Genomic DNA, 23,511 nt, shown 5'->3' with positions numbered 1-23,511 from the left:
CATGTAAAAAAATAACTGCGAAAAAAGTTATTTTATCTTGCTTTTTATGGAATAATTCTATAAAATTATGAAAAAACAATGAGCTGTAAATTAACATTGATAAAAATTAGAAAGTGCTATCATTAAATATTAGTTAATTTATATAATGTTTTTGAAAGGACGTAAGGGGTGCGTATGGATGCAAGGAAATGAACAATTACTAGAGGTTTCAGGATTAGAAACAGCATTTAGAATCAAAGATGATTATTATAATGCCGTCGATGATGTTTCATTTGAATTGAAGAAAAATGAGATTCTGGCAATCGTCGGAGAATCTGGTTGTGGAAAAAGTACCTTAGCAACAACGATTATGGGCTTACATGATCCCAATCATACCAAAATTACTGGGGAAATTTTATACAACAATTTAAACTTAACTACGTTTAATGAAACATTGTACAACAAAGTCAGAGGAAACGATATTGGGATGATTTTCCAAGATCCGTTGTCTGCACTGAATCCGCTTATGCGAATTGAAGACCAAATTAAAGAAAGTCTCACGTATCATACCAAAATGACCGCACAACAAAAACAAGCACGGGCCATTGAACTGTTAGATCAAGTGGGGATTCCCAACCCAGAGCGTGTCGGGAAACAGTATCCTCATGAATTGTCTGGCGGCATGCGTCAACGGGTGATTATCGCCATTGCAATCGCGTGTAAACCACCGATTTTAATTGCAGATGAACCCACAACGGCCTTAGACGTTACCATTCAGGCACAAATTCTCGATTTGTTAAAAGATTTACAAGAAGAAACAGGGAGTGGCATTATTTTAATTACCCATGACTTAGGTGTAGTTGCGGAAATGGCTGATCGTGTAGCGGTTATGTATGCGGGTCAGTTTGTAGAAGTAGCCACTGCTGAAGAATTGTTTAGTCATCCAAAACATCCATATACACGTTCCTTACTTCAGTCCATTCCCCAAGAGAATTCCGATGAAGAAGAACTTCATGTGATTGAAGGGATTGTTCCTTCGTTAACCAAATTACCTAGAAAAGGTTGTCGGTTTGCCCCACGAATTCCTTGGATTGATGCATCGGAACATGAAGAAAATCCAACATTACATGAAGTTGCACCGAATCATTTTGTTCGTTGTACATGTTATAAACATTTTCATTTTAGAGACGGGGAAGGGGAAGCGTAATGACAGAAATTATTCAAATTAAAGATTTAAAAGTTCATTATCCAATTCGCAGCGGCTTCTTCAATCGAATCACTGATCATGTTTTGGCGGTTGATGGTGTGGATTTCATGATTGAACAAGGTAAAACGTATGGGTTAGTTGGTGAATCGGGTTCTGGAAAATCAACGACAGGAAAAGCAATTATTGGTTTAGAAAAAATTACAAATGGTGAAATTATTTATCAAGGACAAGATGTAACCAAGCCGCGAAGTCGAAAAGCGATCGGATACAACAAAGATGTCCAAATGATTTTCCAAGATTCGATGTCAAGTTTAAACCCTAAAAAACGAGTACTAGATATTATCGCCGAACCAATTCGAAATTTTGAACGGTTAAGTGACCAAGAAGAAAAGAAAAAAGTCAAAAGTTTGTTGGATATTGTGGGGATGCCAGAAGATGCGTTGTACAAATATCCTCATGAATTTTCTGGTGGACAACGCCAACGTTTAGGCGTCGCCCGAGCGGTGGCTACCAGCCCCAAATTAATTATTGCAGATGAACCTGTTTCAGCACTGGACTTATCTGTGCAAGCACAGGTATTGAATTTTATGAAGAACATTCAACAGGAATATGGGTTAAGTTACTTATTTATTTCCCATGATTTGGGCGTAGTTAAACATATGTGTGACAACATTGCCATTATGTACAAAGGCCGTTTTGTAGAAATCGGTACACGCCAAGATATTTACACTAATCCACAACACATTTATACCAAACGCTTACTTTCAGCAATTCCTAAAATTGACGTAGCGAACCGAGAAGCTCACAAAGAAGAACGAAGAAGAGTTGAGCAAGAGTATCGGGAAAATCATAAAGACTATTATGATGAAAATGGGCGGGTTTATAACTTACATGCGATTAGTCCAACCCACCAAGTAGCGTTAAAAAATGGAGGTGCTGAATAATGTGGAAAACAATTTTACGCCGTTTGTTATTGATGATTCCGCAAGTGATTATTTTAAGTGTCTTGATTTTCCTGTTGGCTAAAATGATGCCAGGTGATCCGTTTACAGGATTGATTAATCCGAACCAAGACCCGAAAGTGATTGAAGCCATGCGTGAAGCTGCCGGGTTAAATGATCCTTGGTACGAACAATATTTCCGTTGGATTGGCAATGCCTTACATGGAGATTTTGGGCATAGTTTTATCTTTAAATTACCTGTGTCCACGCTCATTGCTGGTCGGGTGGGGAATACGATTGCATTGGCCGCTGTATCAGTCATAATCACGTATTTAATCGCCATTCCTTTCGGTTTAATTGCTGGCCGTTACCAAAATTCATGGTTTGACAAAATGGTGGTTATCTATAACTTCTTCAGTTTTGCCGTGCCATTATTCATCTTTGCCTTGATTATGCTCTTTATTTTTGGGTATCGCTTAGACTGGTTCCCAACGAGTGGAACCGTGACTGTTGGTTTGGCTGAGGGAACATGGCCGTATTATTTAGATAAACTGAAGCATTTAATTTTACCAGGGGTCACTCAAGCGTTGCTAGGGACAGCGGTCACTATTCAATATTTGCGCAGTGAAGTGATTGATGTTAAAAACATGGACTTTGTTCGTACTGCTCGTTCAAAAGGAGTGCCAACGAATAAAATTTTTAATCGACACATTTTTAGAAATGCAGCATTACCAATTGCCTCTCAATTAGGTTATGAAATTACTGCTTTGATTGCCGGATCAGTCGTTATTGAAAAGATTTTTGCTTTCCCAGGAATTGGAAAATTATTTATTGATAGTATCATTCAACGTGACTATTCCGTTATTACCGCTCTCGTGTTGATTTTGGGATTGGCAACCCTTATCGGAACCTTAATTTCTGATATTGTAATGAGTATTGTTGATCCAAGAATTCGAATTCAGTAGAAAAAACACGAAGAAAGGGTGATAAAAATGGAATTGACAGAAGAAAAAAGAGAAGAAGTCTTACAAGAAAGTATTCCACCAATGGGCTTTCGGATGATTGCGCGAGAATTCGTCAAAGAAAAAATGGCGATGTTTTCTTTAATCCTTTTGGTCATTATCTTATTAGCCGTTTTTATCGGTTCGTTAGTGTTAGACCAAAGTGCCGTTATGCATGTAAGTATTTTAGATAAATATGCGGAACCAGGTACCGTTACAATGAATGGCACCAAGTTCATTTTAGGTGCCGATGAAGGGGGTCGTGATGTTTTAGGACAATTGATTATCGGGGCTAGGAACTCGATTTTAATCGGTTTTGCCATTACGATTATTACGTCTATTATCGGGGTCGGTTTAGGGATTATTTCCGGTTATTATGGAGGCATGATTGATAATATTTTGATGCGTATCGTGGATTTTATTATGATTTTGCCAATTATGTTAATTATTATTGTGTTCGTTTCCGTGATTCCTAAATATAGTATCTGGTCCTTTATTTGGATTATGTGTGCGTTTTATTGGGTTGGAAAAGCGCGGTTGTTCCGCAGTAAAACGTTATCTGAAGGGCGCCGAGATTACGTTAGTGCCTCTAAGACAATGGGAACAAGCGATTTTAAAATTATGTTTCGAGAAATTATGCCGAATTTAAGTTCATTAATTATTACGAACTTAACGATTAATTTCGCGGCCAATATCGGGATCGAAACAACGTTAACTTTCTTAGGCTTCGGGTTACCACAAAGTGTCCCAAGTTTAGGAACCTTAATTGGCTACGCCAGCAGTGGGGATGTATTAGTCAATAAACAATGGGTTTGGTTACCTGCATCAATTCTAATTTTAGTCTTGATGTTAAGTATAAACTATGTTGGACAAGCATTTAAGCGCTCAGCAGATGCACGACAACGATTAGGCTAATTAGCCAAAAAATGAGGGAGGAAAAGAGATGAACAAGAAACGGATTTTAGGTGCAATCACGTTAGCTTCTGTGTTAGTATTCGGGTTAGCTGCATGTGGTGGCGGCAATAAAGGCGGGGGCAATAAAGCAACGGAAACAGAAGACATTTCAAAAATGCCAATCGCTGTTAAAAATGATAAAAAAGCAATTGATGGCGGGACATTAGATGTCGCTGTAGTTATGGATACACAATTCCAAGGACTTTTCCAGCAAGAATTTTATCAAGACAACTATGATGCACAATACATGCTTCCAACAGTACAGCCATTATTTAACAATGATGCAGACTTTAAGATTGTCGATGGGGGTCCTGCGGATCTGAAATTAGATGAAGATGCCAATACAGCAACCATAAAATTACGTGACAATTTGAAATGGTCTGACGGTAAAGATGTGACGGCAGATGACGTGATTTTCTCTTATGAAGTCATTGGTCATAAAGACTATACAGGGATTCGTTATGATGATAACTTTACGAATATTGTTGGCATGGAAGACTACCATGATGGTAAATCGCCAACCATTTCTGGCATAGAAAAAGTCAATGATAAAGAAGTTAAAATCACTTATAAAGAAGTTCACCCAGGAATGCAACAATTAGGTGGCGGTGTTTGGGGTTCAGTTTTACCAAAACATGCCTTTGAAGGAATTGCTGTTAAAGACATGGAATCAAGCGATGCAGTTCGTAAAAACCCTGTGACTATTGGACCATACTACATGAGTAATATTGTGACAGGTGAATCTGTTGAATACCTACCAAATGAGCATTACTACGGTGGCAAACCTAAATTAGATAAATTAGTGTTCAAATCTGTTCCTTCTGCGAGCATTGTAGAAGCGATGAAAGCGAAACAATACGATATTGCATTATCAATGCCAACAGATACGTATCCAACATACAAAGATACTGAAGGGTATCAAATCTTAGGACGTCCCGAACAAGCCTACACGTATATTGGCTTTAAAATGGGCACGTTTGACAAAGAAACAAATACAGTGAAATACAATCCAAAAGCTAAAATGGCAGATAAAAGCTTACGTCAAGCCATGGGCTATGCAATTGACAATGATGCAGTCGGCCAAAAATTCTACAACGGCTTACGAACAGGGGCAACAACGTTAATCCCACCAGTCTTCAAGAGCTTGCATGATAGCGAAGCGAAAGGCTATACGCTTGATTTAGACAAAGCGAAAAAATTATTAGACGATGCTGGTTATAAAGACGTAGACGGCGATGGCATTCGCGAAGACAAAGAAGGCAAACCACTAGAAATCAAGTTTGCTTCAATGTCAGGCGGCGAAACTGCACAACCACTTGCTGATTACTATGTCCAACAATGGAAAGAAATTGGCTTAAACGTAACGTATACAACAGGACGCTTAATTGATTTCCAAGCCTTCTATGATAAATTGAAAAATGATGACCCAGAAGTAGATATCTATCAAGGCGCGTGGGGCACAGGTTCAGATCCTTCACCAACCGGCTTATATGGTCCAAACTCAGCCTTTAACTATACACGTTTTGAGTCAGAAGAAAATACTAAATTACTTGATGCGATTGATTCAAAAGCATCATTTGATGAAGAAAAACGTAAAAAAGCCTTCTACGATTGGCAAGAGTATGCCATTGATGAAGCGTTTGTAATCCCAACGCTTTACAGAAATGAAGTCTTGCCTGTCAACGACCGTGTAGTTGACTTTACTTGGGCAGTTGATACGAAAGATAATCCATGGGCAACAGTGGGTGTCACTGCGGAAAAACGTTAAACAACGTTCCGCTGATTTAATAGAGATAGAACGAGGTCGGGACAAAAGTGTTTAACTCCGAGAAATAAGGAGGAGTTGCTTCTGTTCCCGCCGTTTATCAGTTTTTGAGCGTGGCGCAAAAATCCAAAGTGGTTTTTGTCCCACGCTCTTTCTATCTCTTACGTAAACAAACGCTTTCATCTCAGTCATAGCTCTATTTATTTATTTTTTTCTAAAAAATAATGAGAACACAGTGAATAACAGGCTTTTTCTGAATAGAACCATTTAAAAAAAGTGAAAAAAAAAGTATAATGAAACAAGGTGTAAATAAATGTAAAGGAATGTGGAGAATGGACAATCAGTTAACAACAGAGTTAAAAGAACGTTACGGCATTGTTTTCCATGATGTCAATCTATTAGAGCAAGCTTTTACTCATTCATCCTATGTGAATGAGCATCGCTATTTAAAATTATCCGATAATGAACGTCTTGAATTTTTAGGAGATGCAGTTTTAGAATTAATTGTTTCACAATATTTGTATTTAAAATTCCCAGAACTTCCAGAAGGAAAATTAACGAAGATGCGCGCAGCCATCGTTCGGGAAGATAGTTTAGCCAAATTTGCGAAAGAATGTCACTTCGACAACTACATTTTATTAGGTAAAGGAGAAGAAGCATCGGGCGGACGAACACGTGCATCATTATTATGTGACTTATTTGAAGCCTTTTTAGGTGCCCTCTACTTAGACCAAAAAGTTGGCGCAGCCAAGAAATTTATTGAAGACGTTATTTTTCCGAAAATTGATGCCGGTGCTTTTTCACATGAGATGGATCACAAAACACAATTACAAGAAGTTTTACAACGCAAAGGCGATGTTTCAATTGAATATCGCTTAATTAAAGAAGAAGGCCCTGCTCATGACCGCACCTTTTTCACTGAAGTTTACATGAATGGTGAACTCATTGGGTTAGGCCAAGGAAAATCGAAGAAGTTAGCTGAACAGGATGCCGCTGAGCGGGCACTGAAAAGTATTCCTCAGTAAGGCTGGAAGGAGCAATATTCGTGTATTTAAAACGAATTGAAATTACAGGATTTAAATCATTTGCAGATAAAACCATTATTGAATTTGAAGATGATGTGACAGCAGTGGTTGGTCCGAATGGAAGTGGGAAAAGTAATATCACGGAAGCCGTTCGCTGGGTATTAGGTGAACAATCTGCGAAAAACCTTCGCGGTGGCAAAATGAACGACATTATCTTTGCCGGTTCGGAAGGTCGTAAGCCGCTAAATATTGCGGAAGTTACCGTGACGTTAGACAACAGCGACCATTATTTAGCATTGGATTATAGTGAGATTAGTGTCACCCGTCGTTTAAAACGAACGGGCGAAAGTGACTTTTTTATTAATAAACAAGCGTGCCGTTTAAAAGATATTCAAGATTTATTTATGGATTCAGGGTTAGGCAAAGAATCTTTTTCAATTATTTCGCAAGGGAAAGTTGAAGCGATTTTTAATAGTAAACCTGAAGACCGTCGTGGGATCTTTGAAGAAGCAGCGGGCGTTTTAAAATACAAACAACGAAAGAAAAAGGCTGAACAAAAGCTTTTCGAAACTGAGGACAACTTAAGCCGTGTCCAAGATATCATTTACGAGTTGGAAGACCAATTAGTTCCTCTAGCCGCCCAAGCAGATGCGGCTAAAAAGTATTTAGCTTTGAAAGAAGAACTTACCGAAATTGATGTCAATTTAACTGTGACCGAAATTCAAGAAGCAAAAGCTATTTGGGAAACGAAAACGCAAGAATTAACAGCCATTGAAGAAAAGTTAGCTGGCGCAAGTAAACAAGTCCATGACCTAGAAGGCAAATTGGTACGTTTACGCAGCAAGCGCAATCGTTTAGATGAACAAATTGAAACGGAACAACAACAATTATTACAAGTGACAGAAGCGTTGAAACAAGCAGAAGGACAAAAAAATGTTTTAATTGAACGTTCTAAACACACCTCCCAAACGGCAAGCGAATACGAAGAGACATTGGCAGAAACGGCCGAAAAAATTGTTCGTTATCGAGAAGAATTGCAGACGCTGGAAACAGCAATCGCAGAAAAAACGGCACAACGTCAGACGTTAAAAGAAGCATTGGTTTTGGCAACGAAAGATGTGGAAAAATATAGTAAGTCTTCTAAAGAATTGATGGAGGAATTGCGCAGTCAGTATGTGGAAGTCATGCAAGAACAAGCCAATACAGCCAATGACTTAAAATATTTAGAACGACAATATCAACAAGAAACAGCTAAAAATCAACAATCGCTAGCAAAACACGAAGCGCTAGAAGAACAGATGGTTGAAGCTCTCGCAATGAAAGAGACGCTAGAAAAAGAGCAAAAAGTTGCAAAACAAGGCTTACAAGAACAGTTGGAAGAATACACTGCGTTGAAAGCAACGCTTGAAGCTAAGCGTGAACGATTAGCACAGCGTCAAAACGATATGTACCAAGCGATGAATCAAGTGCAACAAGCGAAGGCACGCCAAAAAAGTTTGCAAGAAATTCAAGAAAATTACGCTGGCTTCTATCAAGGCGTGAAAGCTGTATTGCGTCACAAAAACCAATTGACTGGGATTGTTGGCGCAGTGGCTGAGTTAATTGAAGTGCCTAAAGAATATACGTTGGCGATTGAAACGGCCCTAGGTGGTGCGGCGCAACATATTGTTGTGGAAAATGAGAAAGATGGTCGAGCAGGCATCACCTTCTTAAAACAACAACACAGTGGCCGAGCAACCTTTTTACCATTGACCACCATTAAGCCACGCTCTGTATCGGCGATGGTTCAGAATCGTTTGGCTGGTGCACCGGGCTTCGTGGGGATTGCCAGTGAATTAGTTCGTTATCCAGAACAAGTACAAACCGTTATTCAAAATCTCTTAGGCGTCACGATTTTAGCGGCAGATTTAACGAGTGCCAACCAGTTAGCAAAATTAGTCAATTACCAATATCGCGTTGTCTCATTGGAAGGCGATGTGATGAATCCTGGCGGTTCGATGACTGGGGGAGCCAATAAACGTGGCAACCAAGGAAGCCTATTTTCACAAGCGCAAGAACTTCAAACAATTACTGAACAAATGACTCAATTAGAAACACAACTAAGAAGTGTAGAACAAGAAGTCCAAGCGCTCTCGCAAGAAGTGAAAACAGCCACGGAACGTGCAGAAATGTTGCGCTCTGCTGGTGAACAAAATCGCTTAAAACAACAAGAAATTGACAATAAATTAGCCAATCAAACAGAAACGATTACTCGTTTAACAAAAGAAAAACGCTTGTTTGAATATGAATCACGGGAATTGCATCAATTCTTAACTGAATATCAAACGAAAAAAGCTACATTGACAGAGCAACAAGCAAGCTTAACGGCAACGAAAGAACGTTTAGATGCTGAAATGAAACAAGTGGAACAAGAAGCTAGCCAAATGGAAACCTTTAAAGCCCAAGCGCAAGAACGCTTGACGACAGTTCAAGCAGAACAAGCAGTAGCGGCGGAACAATGTGCCCATTTTGCTCGTCAAAAGCAAGACAAACAAGAACAATTGGACGAATTGTTGATTCGAGAAACGGCCATCCGTCAACAGCTACAACAATTAAGTAGCCATTCTAGCGATCACCAGTTAACCGAAGAAGGCTTAGCGGCACAAGTCGCGCAATTAGCGGAGAAACAAACAGCGTTGCAAACGTCTTTACAAACGGCACGCAGTCAACGACAAGCGTTGCAAGAAGAAGTAGACGAGTTAGATACAAAATTAGCGGAAGAAAACAAACGCCAACAACAGTATTTAGCAGATAAAACACAAATCGAAGTCCTAAAAAATCGTGCAGAAATGCAATTAGATAGCTCGTTAAGTTACTTACAGGAAGAATACAGCTTAACCTTTGAAGCTGCCTATGAAGCGTATTTCCCAATCGATGATTTAGCGCAAGCGCAGCAAACAGTGAAACGCCTAAAACAAGAAATTGAGCGGTTAGGACCTGTTAACTTAAGTGCCATCGAGCAATTTGAACAAGTCGATGAACGCCATCAATTTTTAGTCAGTCAACGTGATGATTTATTAAATGCGAAAGAACAATTATTTGAAACCATGGATGAAATGGACCAAGAAGTGAAAGAACGGTTTAAAGAAGTCTTTGAAGCAATTCGTGGCCAGTTCAAAGTGGTATTTCCTAATATGTTTGGTGGCGGACGGGCAGAGCTGGTGCTAACCAACCCAGAGGATCTCTTGAATACAGGGATTGAGATTGAGGCGCAACCACCAGGGAAAAAATTACAACATTTAAGTTTGTTGTCTGGAGGCGAACGGGCATTAACGGCGATTGCGTTACTCTTTTCAATTATTCGTGTTCGACCCGTTCCGTTCTGTATTTTAGATGAAGTAGAAGCAGCTTTAGATGAAGCCAACGTTGCTCGTTTTGGCCATTATTTAAGCGAATTTGAAGATGGCACACAGTTTATTGTGGTGACGCATCGTAAAGGGACAATGGAAGCCGCAGATGTTTTATATGGCGTGACTATGCAAGAATCTGGGGTTTCAAAAATCGTTTCAGTTCGCTTGGAAGAGGTCAAAGAAGGTGGCGCAATTGAAAAAAGCAATTAGCCGGAAGCAAGGAGGAGCGAACGTTTGATAAAATTAGTTGCTATTGATTTAGATGGAACATTATTAAATAGCCAAAAAGAGATTTCTTTACGGAATAAACAAGCACTGATGGCTGCGAAACAAGCAGGCGTGAAAGTTGTTATCTGCACAGGTCGACCTTTGGCAGCTATTGGTCCTTACTTAGAAGAATTAGGTTTACAAGAGGAAGGCGATTATAGCATTACTTTTAACGGCGGGTTGGTTCAAAAAAATGATACAGGGGCCATTATTGAGAAAACATTGATGCCCTTGGAAGCGATTCATGAGCTGTACCAATTAGCAACCACACTCAACATGCCGTTTGATGTCTTATCCGATGAGGTCGTGATGCAATTGCCTTCTGCACCTAATTATCCTTCAATTTATAGTTCTCTAAACAAATTATTAACCTTTGAGTCCTACAAATTAGAAGAGTTAACCCCGAATCGAATTTATAATAAAGTTGTTGTTGCGATTGATGAAGCGTATTTAAATGAACGCATCAAGGAAATTCCAGCCTCTTTTTATGAGCGTTTTGAAATTATTAAAACGCGAAATAACTTATTAGAATTTATGCCAAAAGGGATTACGAAAGCCTATGGTATTTCCTTGTTAGCCAAAGATTTAGGAATCCGTGCAGAAGAAATCATGACCTTAGGGGACGAAGAAAATGATTTACCGATGATTGAATACGCTGGCTTAGGTGTCGCCATGACAAATGCGATTCCATTAGTTAAAGAAGCCGCAGATGTCGTTACAGACACGAATGACCAAGATGGCGTTGCCAAAGCGGTCGAAAAATATATTTTAACGCCGTTGGAAGGAGGCCAATAAGAATGGGATTTTTTGATAAAATTAAAAAAGCTTTTTCCGCTGAAAAAAAGGAAGAAGAAAAACAAGAGATTGTTGAAGAAACAGTAGACGAAACACCTAGTGATGAATCAGCGCCTGCTGAATCAAAAGAAACCGCAGCAGAAGAGGCGCAAACAACGCCAGAAACGGCAGCGGAAGAAGTCGCAGAAACAGCCGATTTAACAGATAACGCTGAAATGGAAAAATTAGCTGGCGTAGAAGAAGCATTAGAAGAAGAGCCAGAAGAAATCCTGACAGAGGAAACACAAGAAGTTGTTGTGGAAGCGCCTGAGGAAGAAAGTAGTGTCGTAACTCCGTTGGCAGAACCAACAGACACGCAGGTTTCAGAAGAAATTGAAGAGTCGAAAGAAGAACAAGTCCAAGAAAAATATGAAAAAGGTTTGGAAAAAACACGTAAGACATTTGGTCAACGGTTGAACGAATTGTTTGCTAATTTCCGGAGCGTTGATGAAGATTTCTTTGAAGAATTAGAAGAAACGTTAATTGGTGCAGACGTAGGCTTTGATACATCCTTAAAAATTACAGAAGCCTTGCGACAAGAAGTGAAACTGCGAAATGTGAAAAAACCAGCTCAAGTTCAAAATACCATCATTGAAAAAATGGTTGATTTGTATGAAGAAGCAGGAATTAATGAAAATAATGCGATTAACTTACAGCCAAATGGCTTAACCGTGATTTTATTTGTTGGTGTTAATGGAGTTGGTAAAACAACCAGCATTGGTAAATTAGCCCATCAATACAAGTTGGAAGGAAAGAAAGTTTTAATGGCCGCTGCCGATACGTTCCGAGCGGGCGCCATCGATCAATTAGTTGTTTGGGGTGAACGGGCTAGCGTTGAAGTTGTGCGTGGGAATGCTGGCGGCGATCCAGCAGCGGTCGTTTTCGATGCAGTGGAACGTGCCAAAGCAGAACAGGCCGATGTTTTGCTAGTGGATACAGCAGGTCGTTTACAAAATAAAGTCAACTTAATGAAAGAATTAGAAAAAATCAAACGAGTCATCCAACGAGAAATTCCAGATGCGCCTCACGAAGTTCTCTTAGTCGTGGACGCAACTACTGGGCAAAATGCGATGACACAAGCCAAACAGTTCAAAGAAACAACCGATGTCACTGGCTTAGTTTTAACCAAACTAGACGGAACAGCCAAAGGTGGTATTGTCATTGCTATTCGGAATGAATTACACTTGCCAGTGAAATTAGTTGGTCTAGGTGAAGGCATTAACGATTTAGAACCATTTAATGCCAACGATTTCGCAATGGGCTTATTTAAAGGCTTATTAAAAGATGTTTAGTTGTAGAAAATAACAGGTTTGGGAAGAACGTGGGACAGGAGTATTTAGCTTCAAGAATGAAGAAGCTACTCCTGTCCCGCCGTTTATTTTAGGATTGGGACGGATGTTCTAAGTTCTTCCTAAATCGTTTCTGAAAAAATGAAGGAGTGAGGGAGAAGATGACAGAACAAATGTGGATTGAGAAGTTAGGATTAGAAGCGCATCCTGAGGGCGGTTATTTTAAACAAACCAATAAAAGTGAACAATTGATTCCAACCAAACGAGGCGAACGGGCGTTGCATACAGCGATTTTGTTTCTATTAAATACAGAAAGTCCGTCACATTTTCATCGTTTAAAAGCGGATGAATTATGGTTTTTTCACGATGGTCAGCCATTAACCGTTCACTGTATTTTTCCTGATGGAACGTATCAAGCTGTTCAGTTAGGGAAAGACTTAGTTCAAGGACAACAGCTTTCGTTCTCAGTTCCTGCCGGCACAATCTTTGGCTCTACAGTAGCGACAGGATTTGCGTTAGTCAGTTGTGTGGTTACACCAGGCTTTGAGTTTGAAGACTTCGAGTTATTTACTCAAGCGGAATTGTTAAACGATTATCCACAACATAGTGAAATCATTCAGCACTTGGCTTATCGAGAATTACCTTAAGAAAACGTTTTAGTAACATTTCTTTTATGAATATGCTAGTATAAATCAAACAAGATTGTTGATTTTGTCGCAACGCACACTTAGCTGTCGTAGATGATTAAAAGAAAGGGATGAATCACATGGGCACAATGGTTTTTGTTAACTTCCCAGTAGCGGATGTCCAACGTTCTACAGCCTTTTATGAAAAACTTGGATTCAAAAAGAACGAGGAATTTTCAACAGAGGAAGCTAGTTCGATGATGTGGGATGATCAATTTTGGATTATGTTGTTGAACCATGACTTTTATGGAAAATTTATCCAAGAAAAGCAAATTATTGATGCGCAAACAACCAGTGGGGCATTAATTTCCTTTAGTTTAGAGAGTGCCGAAGCCGTAAAACAGTTTGGCGAAACCGCCAAAGCTAACGGAGGCAACTGCTACCGAGTTGATATGGGAATACCAGAAGAGCAAATGTATGGCTTAGAAGTGCAAGATTTGGATGGCAATAGCTTAGAACCTGTCTGGATGAAGATGTAAAAAGAGCCGCAAAATCTCTACAGATTTTGCGGCTCTTTTCCTACAAAAAACTATTGTAAATTATTGGCATTAGTAGCTTCAACACCATAAGAATCAGCTACTTTTTTCAAGCTAAATCCTTTCCCGTAGACTTCACTTGCACTCATTGAAATCAAAAAGGCTTCTTCATCAATCTCAAGAATGGCTTCTTTTAAGCGGGGAAAATCTTTTTCACGAATGACAGTCATTAAGAGCATGCCTTTCGCGTTTCGATAACCGCCTTCGATTGGCACCAAGGTCACACCTTTATCTAGTTCACGTAATAAGCGTTCTTGAATAGCGACATATTTTGGTGAAATAATCATCACATTCTTCGAGCGAACCAGACCAACTTGAATCATGTCAACGACACGACCAATTGTAAATAAACAAATTAAAGAGAATAACACAATATCTGCATTAAAAGCATACATTGCTGATAAAATGACTAAACCATCGACGAATAAAATAGCAATACCTAAGGAAACTTTGAAGTATTTATTGACAATTTGTGAAATGATTGCTGTCCCACCAGTTGAAGCATTGCCACGGAAAACCAAGCCTAGGCCAGCACCTGTAATAATACCGCCAAATAATGCTGCTAGAAAAATATTATGTGTTAAAACAGGCATCCCTGAAGTAATTCCTACAAAAAATGGATAAATAAGACTGCCATAAATGGTTTTGACACCGACCTCTTTCCCAAGAAGTAGGAAACAAAGCACTAAAAGAGGAATATTGATGGCGTAAAGAACAATGGCGGGACTAATCCCGAAAACATAATTAATAACAATACTAATGCCATTGGCTCCGCCTGCGACAAGTTTATTTGGCAATAATACCGCATTGATTGAAATGGCCAAAATGAATGCACCGACTGTTACATAGGCGGTGTCTTTTAAACGTTGGGCTGTAAAAAATTTGTTCATAAAATACCTCCAATTATTTATTAGTTTAGTGAATGATGACATAAAAAAAGACAGAACATGAGAGACAAGCCTAATCGACTTATGTCCCACACTCTAAATCTTCAACTAATCAACTGAACACTTTTTCCTTATACTAACATGAAATACGACAAGAAAACATAGTGAACAAACAATTTTTTGGAAAAGAGGTCGGGACAGAACCGTTTAGCTCCGAGAACCAAGTAGGTACTGATTAACATCTATTTGCTTTGCAAATAGTGTTTCTCAGCAATAAGAAGGAATTTCCGAAAATTGTCATAAAACACAACGAGGTACGAGTTGATGTTGCATGATACCTACCCGGTGCTCTTTAATTTTTGGAGACCAAGTAGGTATTGTTCATCATCGAATCACTACGTTCTTCGTGATTCTCAACACTTGGAAGGATTAAGATACGCCGAACACTTGTGTGAGAAAGTCAATTTCGGCTTATTTCCGAAGGAGTTGGTTCTGTTCCCGCCGTTTATCAGATTTTGAGCCCGGAACAAAAATCCAAAGTGATTTTTGTCACAGGCTCAAAAAAGTCAAAAAGCGGCCAGCCCAAATAGCTTCATGATGTTGGATAATTTGTGCCGCGGTTAAATGTCCATTATCCAAGGTGGAAGTGGTTTTCGGTGTCATCAAACACGTATAGCCTAAACCATGAGCCATCCGAATTGTAGTGTCCACACAAAACTCGGTTTGGACACCAGCGATTTCTAACGTTTGAATGTCGTGTTCCGTCAATAAATCATTTAAATTTGTTTGGTAAAAGGCATTCGCATGCGTTTTGCGGATGAAAAAATCTGTGGGCTGTGCATCCAGCTTTTCAAAAAGTTGCCAAGAGTCTGAGCCAAAAGGTAATTCGATTTCTTCATGTTGAACAAAAATAATGGGCGCATGGTGTTGGCGGTAGACAGCAATACGCTGATTGACTTTATCCAACACTGCTGGTAGACGGTACAATTGCTGCGTCGGACTTTCGATGCCTTTTTGAAAGTCAATTAAAAGTAATGCACGATTTTTCATGAGCAATCCCCATTTTCTATAAACTAGTTGTTTTCAGTCTAACGGAAAAAGGCGCTCTCTAAAAGTGTCTCGAAAATTCCCAAGTGAACGTTCAAAAAAACAGCATATTTACTCATTTTCCTATATAATAGTAAGAGAAACAGATAGTTTGTAGAAAGAAAGGCGACAAGATGAATTATAGAGAATTAATGCAAAAGAAAAATGTTCGTCCTTACGTATTGATGGCTCGTTTTGGTTTAGAAAAAGAAAACCAACGTAGTACACGAGAAGGGCTTTTAGCGACAACTGATCATCCCACGGTTTTTGGTAACCGTTCTTATCATCCATATATTCAAACAGATTTTAGTGAAACACAATTAGAACTAATCACGCCTGTAGCAAATAGCGGCACAGAAATGCTTCGTTTTTTAGATGCCATTCACGATGTGGCTCGTCGTTCGATTCCAGAAGATGAAATGCTGTGGCCATTAAGTATGCCGCCACAATTACCAACAAAAGATGAAGAGATTAAAATCGCTAAATTAGATCAATATGATGCGGTGTTATATCGTCGTTATTTGGCAAAAGAGTATGGCAAACGAAAACAAATGGTCAGCGGAATTCATTTTAATTTTGAATATGACCAAGCCCTGATTCAGCAATTATATGATGAACAATCCGAAGTGACAGATTGCAAACAATTTAAAACGAAAGTATACATGAAAGTTGCCCGTAACTTTTTACGTTATCGTTGGTTAATTACGTATCTTTTTGGGGCTTCGCCAGTTAGTGAAGACGGCTACTTTAGGGTCTATGACGACCAACCGCAAGAACCTATTCGCAGTATTCGGAATAGTACGTATGGCTACAGAAATCATGACAATGTGAAAGTATCGTATGCCTCATTGGAACGCTATTTAGAAGATATTCATCGCATGGTGGAAAATGGTTTACTTTCTGAAGAAAAAGAATTTTATGCGCCTGTGCGCTTACGTGGCGGGAAACAAATGTCTGATCTGCCTAAAACAGGTATTCGCTATATCGAGTTGCGTAATTTAGACTTAAATCCTTTTTCACGTTTAGGCATTGTGGAAGATACCGTGGATTTCTTACATTATTTCATGTTGTATTTATTGTGGACAGATGAAAAAGAAGAAGCGGATGAATGGGTAAAAACTGGCGATATTTTTAATGAACAAGTGGCTCTTGGTCATCCTCATGAAACGATTAAGTTAATTGCAGAAGGCGATCGGATTTTTTCAGAAATGATTGATATGTTAGATGCTCTAGGCATTCGTAAAGGCAAAGAAGTTGTCGGTAAGTATTATCAACAACTGCGGAATCCACAAGACACCGTTTCTGGCAAAATGTGGACGATTATTCAAGAAAACTCCAACAGTGAACTGGGAAATATTTTTGGAAACCAATATCAAAGTATGGCCTTTGAACGCCCTTATCAATTAGCTGGTTTCCGTGAGATGGAATTATCCACACAAATTTTCTTATTTGATGCGATTCAAAAAGGTTTGGAAATCGAAATTTTAGATGAACAAGAGCAATTTTTGAAACTGCAACATGGCGAGCACATTGAATACGTCAAAAATGCCAACATGACTAGCAAAGATAACTACGTGGTACCATTGATTATGGAAAACAAAACCGTGACAAAGAAAATTTTGTCTGCAGCAGGGTTCCATGTGCCTGGCGGTGAAGAATTTTCATCTTTTATTGAGGCACAAGAAGCACATTTACGCTATGCCAATAAAGCGTTTGTCGTGAAACCAAAATCAACGAATTACGGTTTAGGAATTACGATTTTTAAAGAAGGAGCTTCGTTGGAAGACTTTACGGAAGCGTTACGGATTGCTTTTAAAGAGGACACAGCGGTTTTAATTGAAGAGTTTTTACCTGGAACAGAATATCGGTTCTTTGTGTTAGATAATGATGTAAAAGCCATCATGTTGCGCGTGCCAGCCAATGTTACCGGAGATGGCAAACACACTGTAGAAGAATTGGTGGCCGCTAAAAATAGTGATCCATTGCGGGGGACCAATCACCGTGCACCACTAGAATTAATCCAGTTAAATGATTTAGAAAAACTAATGTTGAAAGAACAAGGTTTAACTATCTATTCTGTGCCAGAAAAAGAGCAAATCGTGTACTTGCGAGAAAATTCTAATGTTAGCACGGGCGGGGATTCGATTGATATGACTGATGTCATTGATGATAGTTATAAACAAATCGCCATTGAGGCCGTAGCTGCTTTAGGAGCCAAAATTTGCGGTATTGATTTAATCATTCCTGACAAAGACGTAAAAGGCACACGTGATAGCTTAACGTACGGGATTATCGAAGCGAACTTTAATCCAGCCATGCACATGCATGTGTATCCATACGCTGGACAGGGTAGACGCTTGACAATGGACGTTTTAAAACTTTTATACCCAGAAGTGGTTCAATAAAAAAAGAATACCGCCAAAAAATTCATGATAGATTTTTTGGCGGTATTCTTTATAAAAACGTTTTCTTGGTGAACCCAATAGGTTATACTAAAACTATTACCAATGAAAGTTGTATGACGGTGGCTCTGAGTTAGAGAGGCAGGTGATGCCTATGTGTATCCGATGCACTTTAACGAAAGGAGCATTTTTTTGTCAATCGAAGCGGCATTGGAATTGATGATTAGTTTTGCAGCGTTTGTTGCACTACTGATTTTCGGTATCCTTGAAGCAACGAAAAACGATAAAAAATAACCGTTCATAAGCTTAGACGGCTGAACGGTTAAAGAACAACAAAAACTTAACTCAGTAAGCCACCAGTTCTTATAACTGGTGTTGGTATAAAGGAGAGGTATGTAGTAGCATATCTCTCTTTTCATTTTCATAATAGCATAATTCTATTTAAAATGGAAGCGCTCATAACTTATATCATTTTATAGAAAATTCCTATAAAAACGTTTTCTTGGTGAACCCAATAGGTTATACTAAAACTATTACCAATGAAAGTTGTATGACGGTGGCTCTGAGTTAGAGAGGCAGGTGATGCCTATGTGTATCCGATGCACTTTAACGAAAGGAGCGTTTTTTGTCAATCGAAGCGGCATTGGAATTGATGATTAGTTTTGCAGCGTTTGTTGCACTACTGATTTTCGGTATCCTTGAAGCAACGAAAAACGATAAAAAATAACCGTTCATAAGCTTGACAGGCCGAACGGTTAAACAGTAATAAAAACTTAACTCAGTAAGCCACCAGTTCTTATAACTGGCGCTGGTATAAAAGAGAGGTATGTACCCGCATACCTCTCTTTTTCATTTTCATAATAGCATAATTCTATTATAAATGGAAGCGCTCATAACTTTCCTTGAGCTTTTTATGAGTGAAATAGTTTTTGCCAAAAGCCTTTTTTAGCTGTTGGCTCTTCTTTTGGCGTTTCTGTTGCTTGAGGATATTTTTCTGTAACGTCAATCACAGGTTCATCGACTGCATGTTTTTCAGCTAACAGTAAGCCGAGAGAGTCAGGGTTGTTCTCCACAAAATTGTTAACAATCTTAAAGTTTGCGCCATGCTGATTTAATAATTTAATATAGGTACTTTGCAGGTCAGAAGAGATTTCGCCATTTAAAAGTACTGTAACTTCAGGATGCTTCGCTAATTCTTCTAATAAATGTTTTTGGTTCTGTGCATCTTTCATTTCAGCGACGGTCATGGAGAGACGGCAGCGTTCACGAAATGTGCCCATGTATTTGTGTTGTTCTTCAGGATTAACGAGGGGCGTACCGTACATTCCTTTATCCAGACGTTGTTGTAAGTCATCATTCGCCATTCAGTAACACTCCTTTCCTAACGTTTCCCTCCATTATAGCATATCTTAGATAAGTCGTTGGTCAGTCGGCTTGAGAAGAAGTTTTTAATAAAGGAAAAAAAGTGGTTGCATTTGTGATGGTTTTCTCATACACTGTAATTAAGAATGAGAATCATTCTCAATTAAATAAAAATGGAGTTTTCTCATGAAAAAGATTGGTTTGTTTGTTCTACTATTACTTTTCAGTTTATTGTCATTAGTGATAGGGGTGAAGGACATTGCACTTTCTCAGTTGTTTCAATTAGATGCGCAGCAACAATTTGTTTTATTTATCACCCGTGTTCCCCGCACGTTGAGTTTAATCATTGCTGGTAGTACGATGAGTATTTCTGGATTGATTATGCAGCAACTCACACAAAATAAATTTGTCGCTCCTAGTGTCGCTGGAACAACCGATAGTGCAAGGTTGGGTATTTTAGTCGCAATGTTATTTTTCCCAACAGCTCCGTTTCTCTATCGAACGGCAATTGCTTTTATTTTTGCGCTAAGCGGGACCTTATTATTCTTAGCGCTCATTCGATTATTACCAAGTAAGAATCAAGTGATGGTCCCTTTGGTGGGCGTGATGTTTGGTAACATTCTAGGCTCAATTGCCACATTTTTTGCCTATCAATACCAATTGGTTCAAAATATGTCTGCTTGGTTACAAGGAAATTTTTCCACAGTTATGAAAGGGAATTATGAATGGTTATTCTTAATGATTCCTTTGTGGTTTGTTATTTATTTATTTGCTTATCATTTCACTGTCGTTGGTATGGGTGAAGCATTTGCAAATAGTCTTGGCGTCCATTACCAGCGAATTCAGTTTTTAGGTTTGACGCTGGTTGCTTTAGCAAGTGCCATCGTTTTATTGATGGTGGGGAATATTCCGTTTTTAGGGGTTGTGATTCCTAATCTCGTGTCTTTACGTTATGGCGATCATATGAAAAATACCTTGTGGTTAACTGGGATTTGCGGGAGTTTGTTCTTGTTAATCTGTGATATTTTAGCACGAGTATTGATTGCCCCCTATGAAATTCCTGTCAGCGTGGTTGTCGGAACATTAGGGAGCATTTTGTTCATTTTATTATTACTAAGGGGGCGCAAACAATGAAACGGCCTTTAAAAAAATGGCTTTCATTACTTTTGCTTTTAGCTGCCGTAGTAATTGTGAGTCTTTGTTATTTAACTTATAACACGTATGGCAATTGGTCCTTTGCTTTGGCGTTACGAGGCAAAAAGTTATTGGCTTTTATTTTTGTTGGAATCGCTGCGGCTTTTTCAACTATTAGTTTTCAAACGGTCACGCAAAATCATTTCCTAACGCCAAACATTTTAGGGATGGATTCCTTGTATGTCTTTGTGCAGACGGTGTTATTTTTTCTTTTAGGAGGCGCACAAGCGTTAGGTCAAGTAAGTCTTGGCTCGTTTTTGATGAACGTCTTTTTAATGGTGTTTTTAAGTACTAGTTTATCGTATTTTCTATTACGCAAAAATCAATCCGATTTATTTTTATTATTGATGATTGGCATGATTTTAGGTACTTTTTTCAGTAGTATTAGTACGTTTTTACAAGTGATTATGGATCCTAACGAATACGACTTACTCCAAGGAAAGTTGTTTGCCAGTTTTGGTAACGTCAATAGTCAGTATCTCATTTTCGTTGGTGTGGCGGTACTCATAATTTGTGGGATACTTTGGCGGGAAAGTTACCGTTTAGACGTTTTACATTTAGGGAACCATCAAGCCCAGAATTTGGGGATTGCTGTGAATCAGTTTCAATTAGTGTTGTTGTGTTTGATCAGTAGTCTGGTCGGCTTATCAACAGCATTAGTGGGACCGATTACATTTTTAGGTTTTATCGTGGCCAATATGAGTTATCAATTCATGAAAACCTATCGCCACCGAGAACTGTTTGTGGCAGGGAGTTTAATAGCAGTCTTTTTATTGGTGTTCGGTCAATTGATGGTTGAACAGGTCTTTCATTTGAATACCCCGCTCAGTGTCGTGATTCAATTTGTTGGGGGCGTTTATTTTATATGGAAAATTATTGCAGAAAGGAAGCAACGCACATGATCCAGATGAGTGATGTATCAAAAAAATATGGCGATAAATTTGTCGTTTCAGACATTGATCTACCTATTTCTGAAGGCAAATTAACGGCCTTTATTGGACCAAATGGCGCTGGGAAAAGCACGCTGCTAGCCATGATGAGTCGCTTAATTCCCAAAGATACCGGGGAAATTTATCTGGACAAGCAAGAAGTAAAAACCTGGAAGCAATCAGCTTTTTCACAAAAAATTGCCCTTTTAAAACAAGCCAACGGTGTACAACTTAAATTAACTGTGCGAGAACTGGTCAATTTTGGTCGTTTTCCTTATTCCAAAGGTCGCTTAAAAAGCGCTGACCACGAAAAAGTAACAGAAGCACTGGAACAATTGGGCTTAACTGAAATGGCAGAAGAATACATTGATACCCTTTCTGGGGGCCAATTACAAAGGGCGTATATTGCCATGATTTTAGCCCAAGATACCGATTATATTTTATTGGATGAGCCCTTAAATAACCTCGACATGAATTATGCGGTTCAAATGATGCAGATTCTTAAACGCTTAGTGGATGAACTAGGAAAAACGATTCTGATTGTTCTACATGATATTAATTTTGCCGCAAGCTATGCAGATGAAATTGTCGCCATGAAAGGCGGAAAGCTCTATGCGCATGGCGCAACAGAAGAAGTTATTCAAACAAGTATTTTAAATGATCTTTATGAAATGAATATCCGGATTTGTGAAATTGAAGGAAAACGCTTTTGTCTTTATCACTAAATCGGGCAATTTAAAAATAACGTTTTTGGAGGAAAAGAATGAAAAAGAAATTTTTAGCAATGATGGCAGTTTCAATGATGGGACTGTTAATGTTAAGTGCTTGTCAAACAAATAAAAAAACAGCAGATTCTGCAACAAAAGAAACAACAGCTAAAACGGAAGTCACAGTCAAAGACACCAATGGTCAATTAACCGTTCCCAAAAATCCTCAGAAAGTCGTTGTTTTTGATAATGGTTCCTTGGATACAATGGACGCACTAGGTGTCGGTGACCGCGTGGTAGGTGCGCCAACCAAAAATATCCCTGCGTATTTGAAAAAATACCAAAAAGTTGAATCAGCAGGCGGCATTAAAGAACCAGATTTAGAAAAAATCAATCAACTAAAACCAGACTTAATTATTATTTCTGGTCGTCAACAAGATTATCAAGAACAATTAAAAGCCATTGCGCCAACCATTTACTTAGCTGTAGATGCCAAAAATCCTTGGGCATCAACGAAACAAAATATCGAAACGTTAGGCACTATTTTTGATAAAGAAGAGGTAGCCAAAGAAAAAATAACTGGCTTAGAAAAAGAAATTGCTGACGTGAAAAAACAAGCAGAAGCTAGCGCGAATGATGCGCTTGTTGTGTTAGTTAACGAAGGACAACTTTCCGCTTATGGAAAAGGCTCTCGTTTCGGTTTAATTCATGATACATTTGGCTTCAAAGCAGCAGACGATAAGATTGAAGCTTCCACTCATGGGCAAAGTGTTTCTTACGAATATGTTTTAGAAAAAAATCCTGGGATTCTCTTTGTGGTAGATCGCACCAAAGCAATTGGTGGCGACGATTCAAAAGATAACGTCGCTGCAAACGAATTGATTCAAAAAACCGATGCTGGTAAAAATGATAAAGTCATTATGCTTCAACCAGATGTTTGGTATCTAAGCGGTGGTGGATTAGAATCAATGCATTTGATGATAGAAGATGTTAAAAAAGGATTAGAGTAAAATTGTTTTAGAAAAGAGGAATTGAAACCTCTTTTCTTTTTTTTAATGAAAAACAAAAAAG

At 38.8% G+C, this 23,511-nt stretch carries 21 protein-coding genes; 18 read left to right on the top strand and 3 right to left on the bottom strand.

Annotated features, from left to right (window positions below):
* Positions 1-145 precede the first annotated feature (145 nt).
* The 11 genes from opp2D to IGL56_RS11835 all read left to right on the top strand — a co-directional run bounded on the left by opp2D (position 146) and on the right by IGL56_RS11835 (position 13,816).
* Positions 146-1,186: an oligopeptide ABC transporter ATP-binding protein Opp2D gene (opp2D, locus tag IGL56_RS11885; protein WP_002365359.1), complete on the top strand. Its 1,041-nt coding sequence runs from the start codon at positions 146-148 to the stop codon at positions 1,184-1,186.
* Positions 1,186-2,130 carry an oligopeptide ABC transporter ATP-binding protein Opp2F gene (gene opp2F / locus IGL56_RS11880; protein WP_002354942.1) on the top strand — a complete coding sequence of 315 codons (945 nt, stop codon included), beginning with the start codon at positions 1,186-1,188 and terminating at the stop codon, positions 2,128-2,130. Before opp2D ends, opp2F begins: the two co-directional genes overlap by 1 nt.
* Positions 2,130-3,092 (top strand): oligopeptide ABC transporter permease Opp2B, encoded by a 963-nt coding sequence (gene opp2B, locus IGL56_RS11875; protein ID WP_002354943.1) that lies wholly within the window; start codon positions 2,130-2,132, stop codon positions 3,090-3,092. The genes opp2F and opp2B overlap by 1 nt, the downstream gene beginning before the upstream one ends.
* Positions 3,093-3,119: 27 nt before the next feature.
* Complete coding sequence (opp2C, locus tag IGL56_RS11870) at positions 3,120-4,043, top strand: oligopeptide ABC transporter permease Opp2C (RefSeq protein ID WP_002365358.1); 924 nt, start codon at positions 3,120-3,122, stop codon at positions 4,041-4,043.
* Positions 4,044-4,071: 28 nt separating this feature from the next.
* Positions 4,072-5,850, top strand: a complete 1,779-nt coding sequence (gene opp2A, locus IGL56_RS11865; protein ID WP_002354945.1) for an oligopeptide ABC transporter substrate-binding protein Opp2A — start codon at positions 4,072-4,074, stop codon at positions 5,848-5,850.
* A 329-nt stretch (positions 5,851-6,179) separates the two neighbouring features.
* Positions 6,180-6,872 carry a ribonuclease III gene (rnc, locus tag IGL56_RS11860; protein ID WP_002354946.1) on the top strand — a complete coding sequence of 231 codons (693 nt, stop codon included), beginning with the start codon at positions 6,180-6,182 and terminating at the stop codon, positions 6,870-6,872.
* Positions 6,873-6,892: 20 nt separating this feature from the next.
* A complete protein-coding gene (gene smc, locus IGL56_RS11855; RefSeq protein ID WP_002354947.1) occupies positions 6,893-10,471 on the top strand; it encodes a chromosome segregation protein SMC in 3,579 nt (1,192 codons plus the stop codon).
* A gap of 24 nt (positions 10,472-10,495) precedes the next feature.
* A complete protein-coding gene (locus IGL56_RS11850) occupies positions 10,496-11,323 on the top strand; it encodes a Cof-type HAD-IIB family hydrolase (protein ID WP_010816054.1) in 828 nt (275 codons plus the stop codon).
* Between the two features lie 2 nt (positions 11,324-11,325).
* Positions 11,326-12,654 carry a signal recognition particle-docking protein FtsY gene (ftsY, locus tag IGL56_RS11845; protein WP_002391397.1) on the top strand — a complete coding sequence of 443 codons (1,329 nt, stop codon included), beginning with the start codon at positions 11,326-11,328 and terminating at the stop codon, positions 12,652-12,654.
* A 158-nt stretch (positions 12,655-12,812) separates the two neighbouring features.
* The gene (locus tag IGL56_RS11840) at positions 12,813-13,298 is read left to right on the top strand and encodes a cupin domain-containing protein (protein WP_002381091.1); all 486 of its coding nucleotides are present in this window, start codon (positions 12,813-12,815) and stop codon (positions 13,296-13,298) included.
* A gap of 119 nt (positions 13,299-13,417) precedes the next feature.
* Positions 13,418-13,816, top strand: a complete 399-nt coding sequence (locus IGL56_RS11835; protein ID WP_002354951.1) for a VOC family protein — start codon at positions 13,418-13,420, stop codon at positions 13,814-13,816.
* 50 nt (positions 13,817-13,866) lie between these two features.
* Here IGL56_RS11835 and IGL56_RS11830 read toward each other — a convergent pair whose 3' ends face one another.
* Together IGL56_RS11830 and IGL56_RS11825 are read right to left on the bottom strand one after the other, a co-directional pair.
* Entirely contained in the window at positions 13,867-14,763 is an 897-nt protein-coding gene (locus tag IGL56_RS11830; protein ID WP_002354953.1) for a YitT family protein, read from the bottom strand.
* 546 nt (positions 14,764-15,309) lie between these two features.
* A complete protein-coding gene (locus IGL56_RS11825) occupies positions 15,310-15,810 on the bottom strand; it encodes a cysteine hydrolase family protein (protein ID WP_002354954.1) in 501 nt (166 codons plus the stop codon).
* A 170-nt stretch (positions 15,811-15,980) separates the two neighbouring features.
* Here IGL56_RS11825 and gshAB point away from each other — a divergent pair, with 170 nt between their 5' ends.
* The 3 genes from gshAB to IGL56_RS11810 all read left to right on the top strand — a co-directional run bounded on the left by gshAB (position 15,981) and on the right by IGL56_RS11810 (position 18,975).
* The gene (gshAB, locus tag IGL56_RS11820) at positions 15,981-18,251 is read left to right on the top strand and encodes a bifunctional glutamate--cysteine ligase/glutathione synthetase (protein ID WP_002354955.1); all 2,271 of its coding nucleotides are present in this window, start codon (positions 15,981-15,983) and stop codon (positions 18,249-18,251) included.
* Positions 18,252-18,440: 189 nt separating this feature from the next.
* The gene (locus IGL56_RS11815) at positions 18,441-18,542 is read left to right on the top strand and encodes a putative holin-like toxin (RefSeq protein WP_075551663.1); all 102 of its coding nucleotides are present in this window, start codon (positions 18,441-18,443) and stop codon (positions 18,540-18,542) included.
* A gap of 331 nt (positions 18,543-18,873) precedes the next feature.
* Positions 18,874-18,975 carry a putative holin-like toxin gene (locus IGL56_RS11810; RefSeq protein WP_075551663.1) on the top strand — a complete coding sequence of 34 codons (102 nt, stop codon included), beginning with the start codon at positions 18,874-18,876 and terminating at the stop codon, positions 18,973-18,975.
* A gap of 184 nt (positions 18,976-19,159) precedes the next feature.
* On the opposite strand, the gene IGL56_RS11805 is transcribed toward IGL56_RS11810, so the two are convergent.
* A complete protein-coding gene (locus IGL56_RS11805; protein ID WP_002354958.1) occupies positions 19,160-19,612 on the bottom strand; it encodes a YueI family protein in 453 nt (150 codons plus the stop codon).
* Positions 19,613-19,796: 184 nt separating this feature from the next.
* Between IGL56_RS11805 and IGL56_RS11800 the strand changes: the two genes are divergently transcribed.
* From IGL56_RS11800 to IGL56_RS11785, 4 genes are read left to right on the top strand one after another with little or no spacing between them, the layout of a single operon-like run.
* Positions 19,797-20,744 carry an ABC transporter permease gene (locus tag IGL56_RS11800; protein ID WP_430599787.1) on the top strand — a complete coding sequence of 316 codons (948 nt, stop codon included), beginning with the start codon at positions 19,797-19,799 and terminating at the stop codon, positions 20,742-20,744.
* On the top strand, positions 20,741-21,706 hold the full coding sequence (locus IGL56_RS11795) for an iron chelate uptake ABC transporter family permease subunit (protein WP_002354961.1): 966 nt from the start codon (positions 20,741-20,743) through the stop codon (positions 21,704-21,706). Before IGL56_RS11800 ends, IGL56_RS11795 begins: the two co-directional genes overlap by 4 nt.
* Positions 21,703-22,458, top strand: coding sequence for an ABC transporter ATP-binding protein (locus IGL56_RS11790; RefSeq protein WP_002354962.1), 756 nt, complete (start codon positions 21,703-21,705; stop codon positions 22,456-22,458). Before IGL56_RS11795 ends, IGL56_RS11790 begins: the two co-directional genes overlap by 4 nt.
* 38 nt (positions 22,459-22,496) lie before the next feature.
* A complete protein-coding gene (locus IGL56_RS11785) occupies positions 22,497-23,450 on the top strand; it encodes a siderophore ABC transporter substrate-binding protein (protein ID WP_002354964.1) in 954 nt (317 codons plus the stop codon).
* Positions 23,451-23,511: the final 61 nt, after the last annotated feature.

Origin of the sequence: Enterococcus sp. DIV1316a (assembly GCF_050536915.1) — a bacterium.
Lineage (GTDB): Bacteria > Bacillota > Bacilli > Lactobacillales > Enterococcaceae > Enterococcus > Enterococcus faecalis.
This window is presented reverse-complemented; position numbering and strand designations above follow the sequence as displayed.

Coding starts and splice junctions, on each gene's coding strand:
- opp2D (WP_002365359.1), top strand. CDS start 146: ATGTTTTTGAAAGGACGTAAGGGGTGCGTATGGATGCAAGGAAATGAA.
- opp2F (WP_002354942.1), top strand. CDS start 1,186: ATGACAGAAATTATTCAAATTAAAGATTTAAAAGTTCATTATCCAATT.
- opp2B (WP_002354943.1), top strand. CDS start 2,130: ATGTGGAAAACAATTTTACGCCGTTTGTTATTGATGATTCCGCAAGTG.
- opp2C (WP_002365358.1), top strand. CDS start 3,120: ATGGAATTGACAGAAGAAAAAAGAGAAGAAGTCTTACAAGAAAGTATT.
- opp2A (WP_002354945.1), top strand. CDS start 4,072: ATGAACAAGAAACGGATTTTAGGTGCAATCACGTTAGCTTCTGTGTTA.
- rnc (WP_002354946.1), top strand. CDS start 6,180: ATGGACAATCAGTTAACAACAGAGTTAAAAGAACGTTACGGCATTGTT.
- ftsY (WP_002391397.1), top strand. CDS start 11,326: ATGGGATTTTTTGATAAAATTAAAAAAGCTTTTTCCGCTGAAAAAAAG.
- IGL56_RS11840 (WP_002381091.1), top strand. CDS start 12,813: ATGACAGAACAAATGTGGATTGAGAAGTTAGGATTAGAAGCGCATCCT.
- IGL56_RS11835 (WP_002354951.1), top strand. CDS start 13,418: ATGGGCACAATGGTTTTTGTTAACTTCCCAGTAGCGGATGTCCAACGT.
- IGL56_RS11830 (WP_002354953.1), bottom strand. CDS start 14,763: ATGAACAAATTTTTTACAGCCCAACGTTTAAAAGACACCGCCTATGTA.
- IGL56_RS11825 (WP_002354954.1), bottom strand. CDS start 15,810: ATGAAAAATCGTGCATTACTTTTAATTGACTTTCAAAAAGGCATCGAA.
- gshAB (WP_002354955.1), top strand. CDS start 15,981: ATGAATTATAGAGAATTAATGCAAAAGAAAAATGTTCGTCCTTACGTA.
- IGL56_RS11805 (WP_002354958.1), bottom strand. CDS start 19,612: ATGGCGAATGATGACTTACAACAACGTCTGGATAAAGGAATGTACGGT.
- IGL56_RS11800 (WP_430599787.1), top strand. CDS start 19,797: ATGAAAAAGATTGGTTTGTTTGTTCTACTATTACTTTTCAGTTTATTG.
- IGL56_RS11795 (WP_002354961.1), top strand. CDS start 20,741: ATGAAACGGCCTTTAAAAAAATGGCTTTCATTACTTTTGCTTTTAGCT.
- IGL56_RS11790 (WP_002354962.1), top strand. CDS start 21,703: ATGATCCAGATGAGTGATGTATCAAAAAAATATGGCGATAAATTTGTC.
- IGL56_RS11785 (WP_002354964.1), top strand. CDS start 22,497: ATGAAAAAGAAATTTTTAGCAATGATGGCAGTTTCAATGATGGGACTG.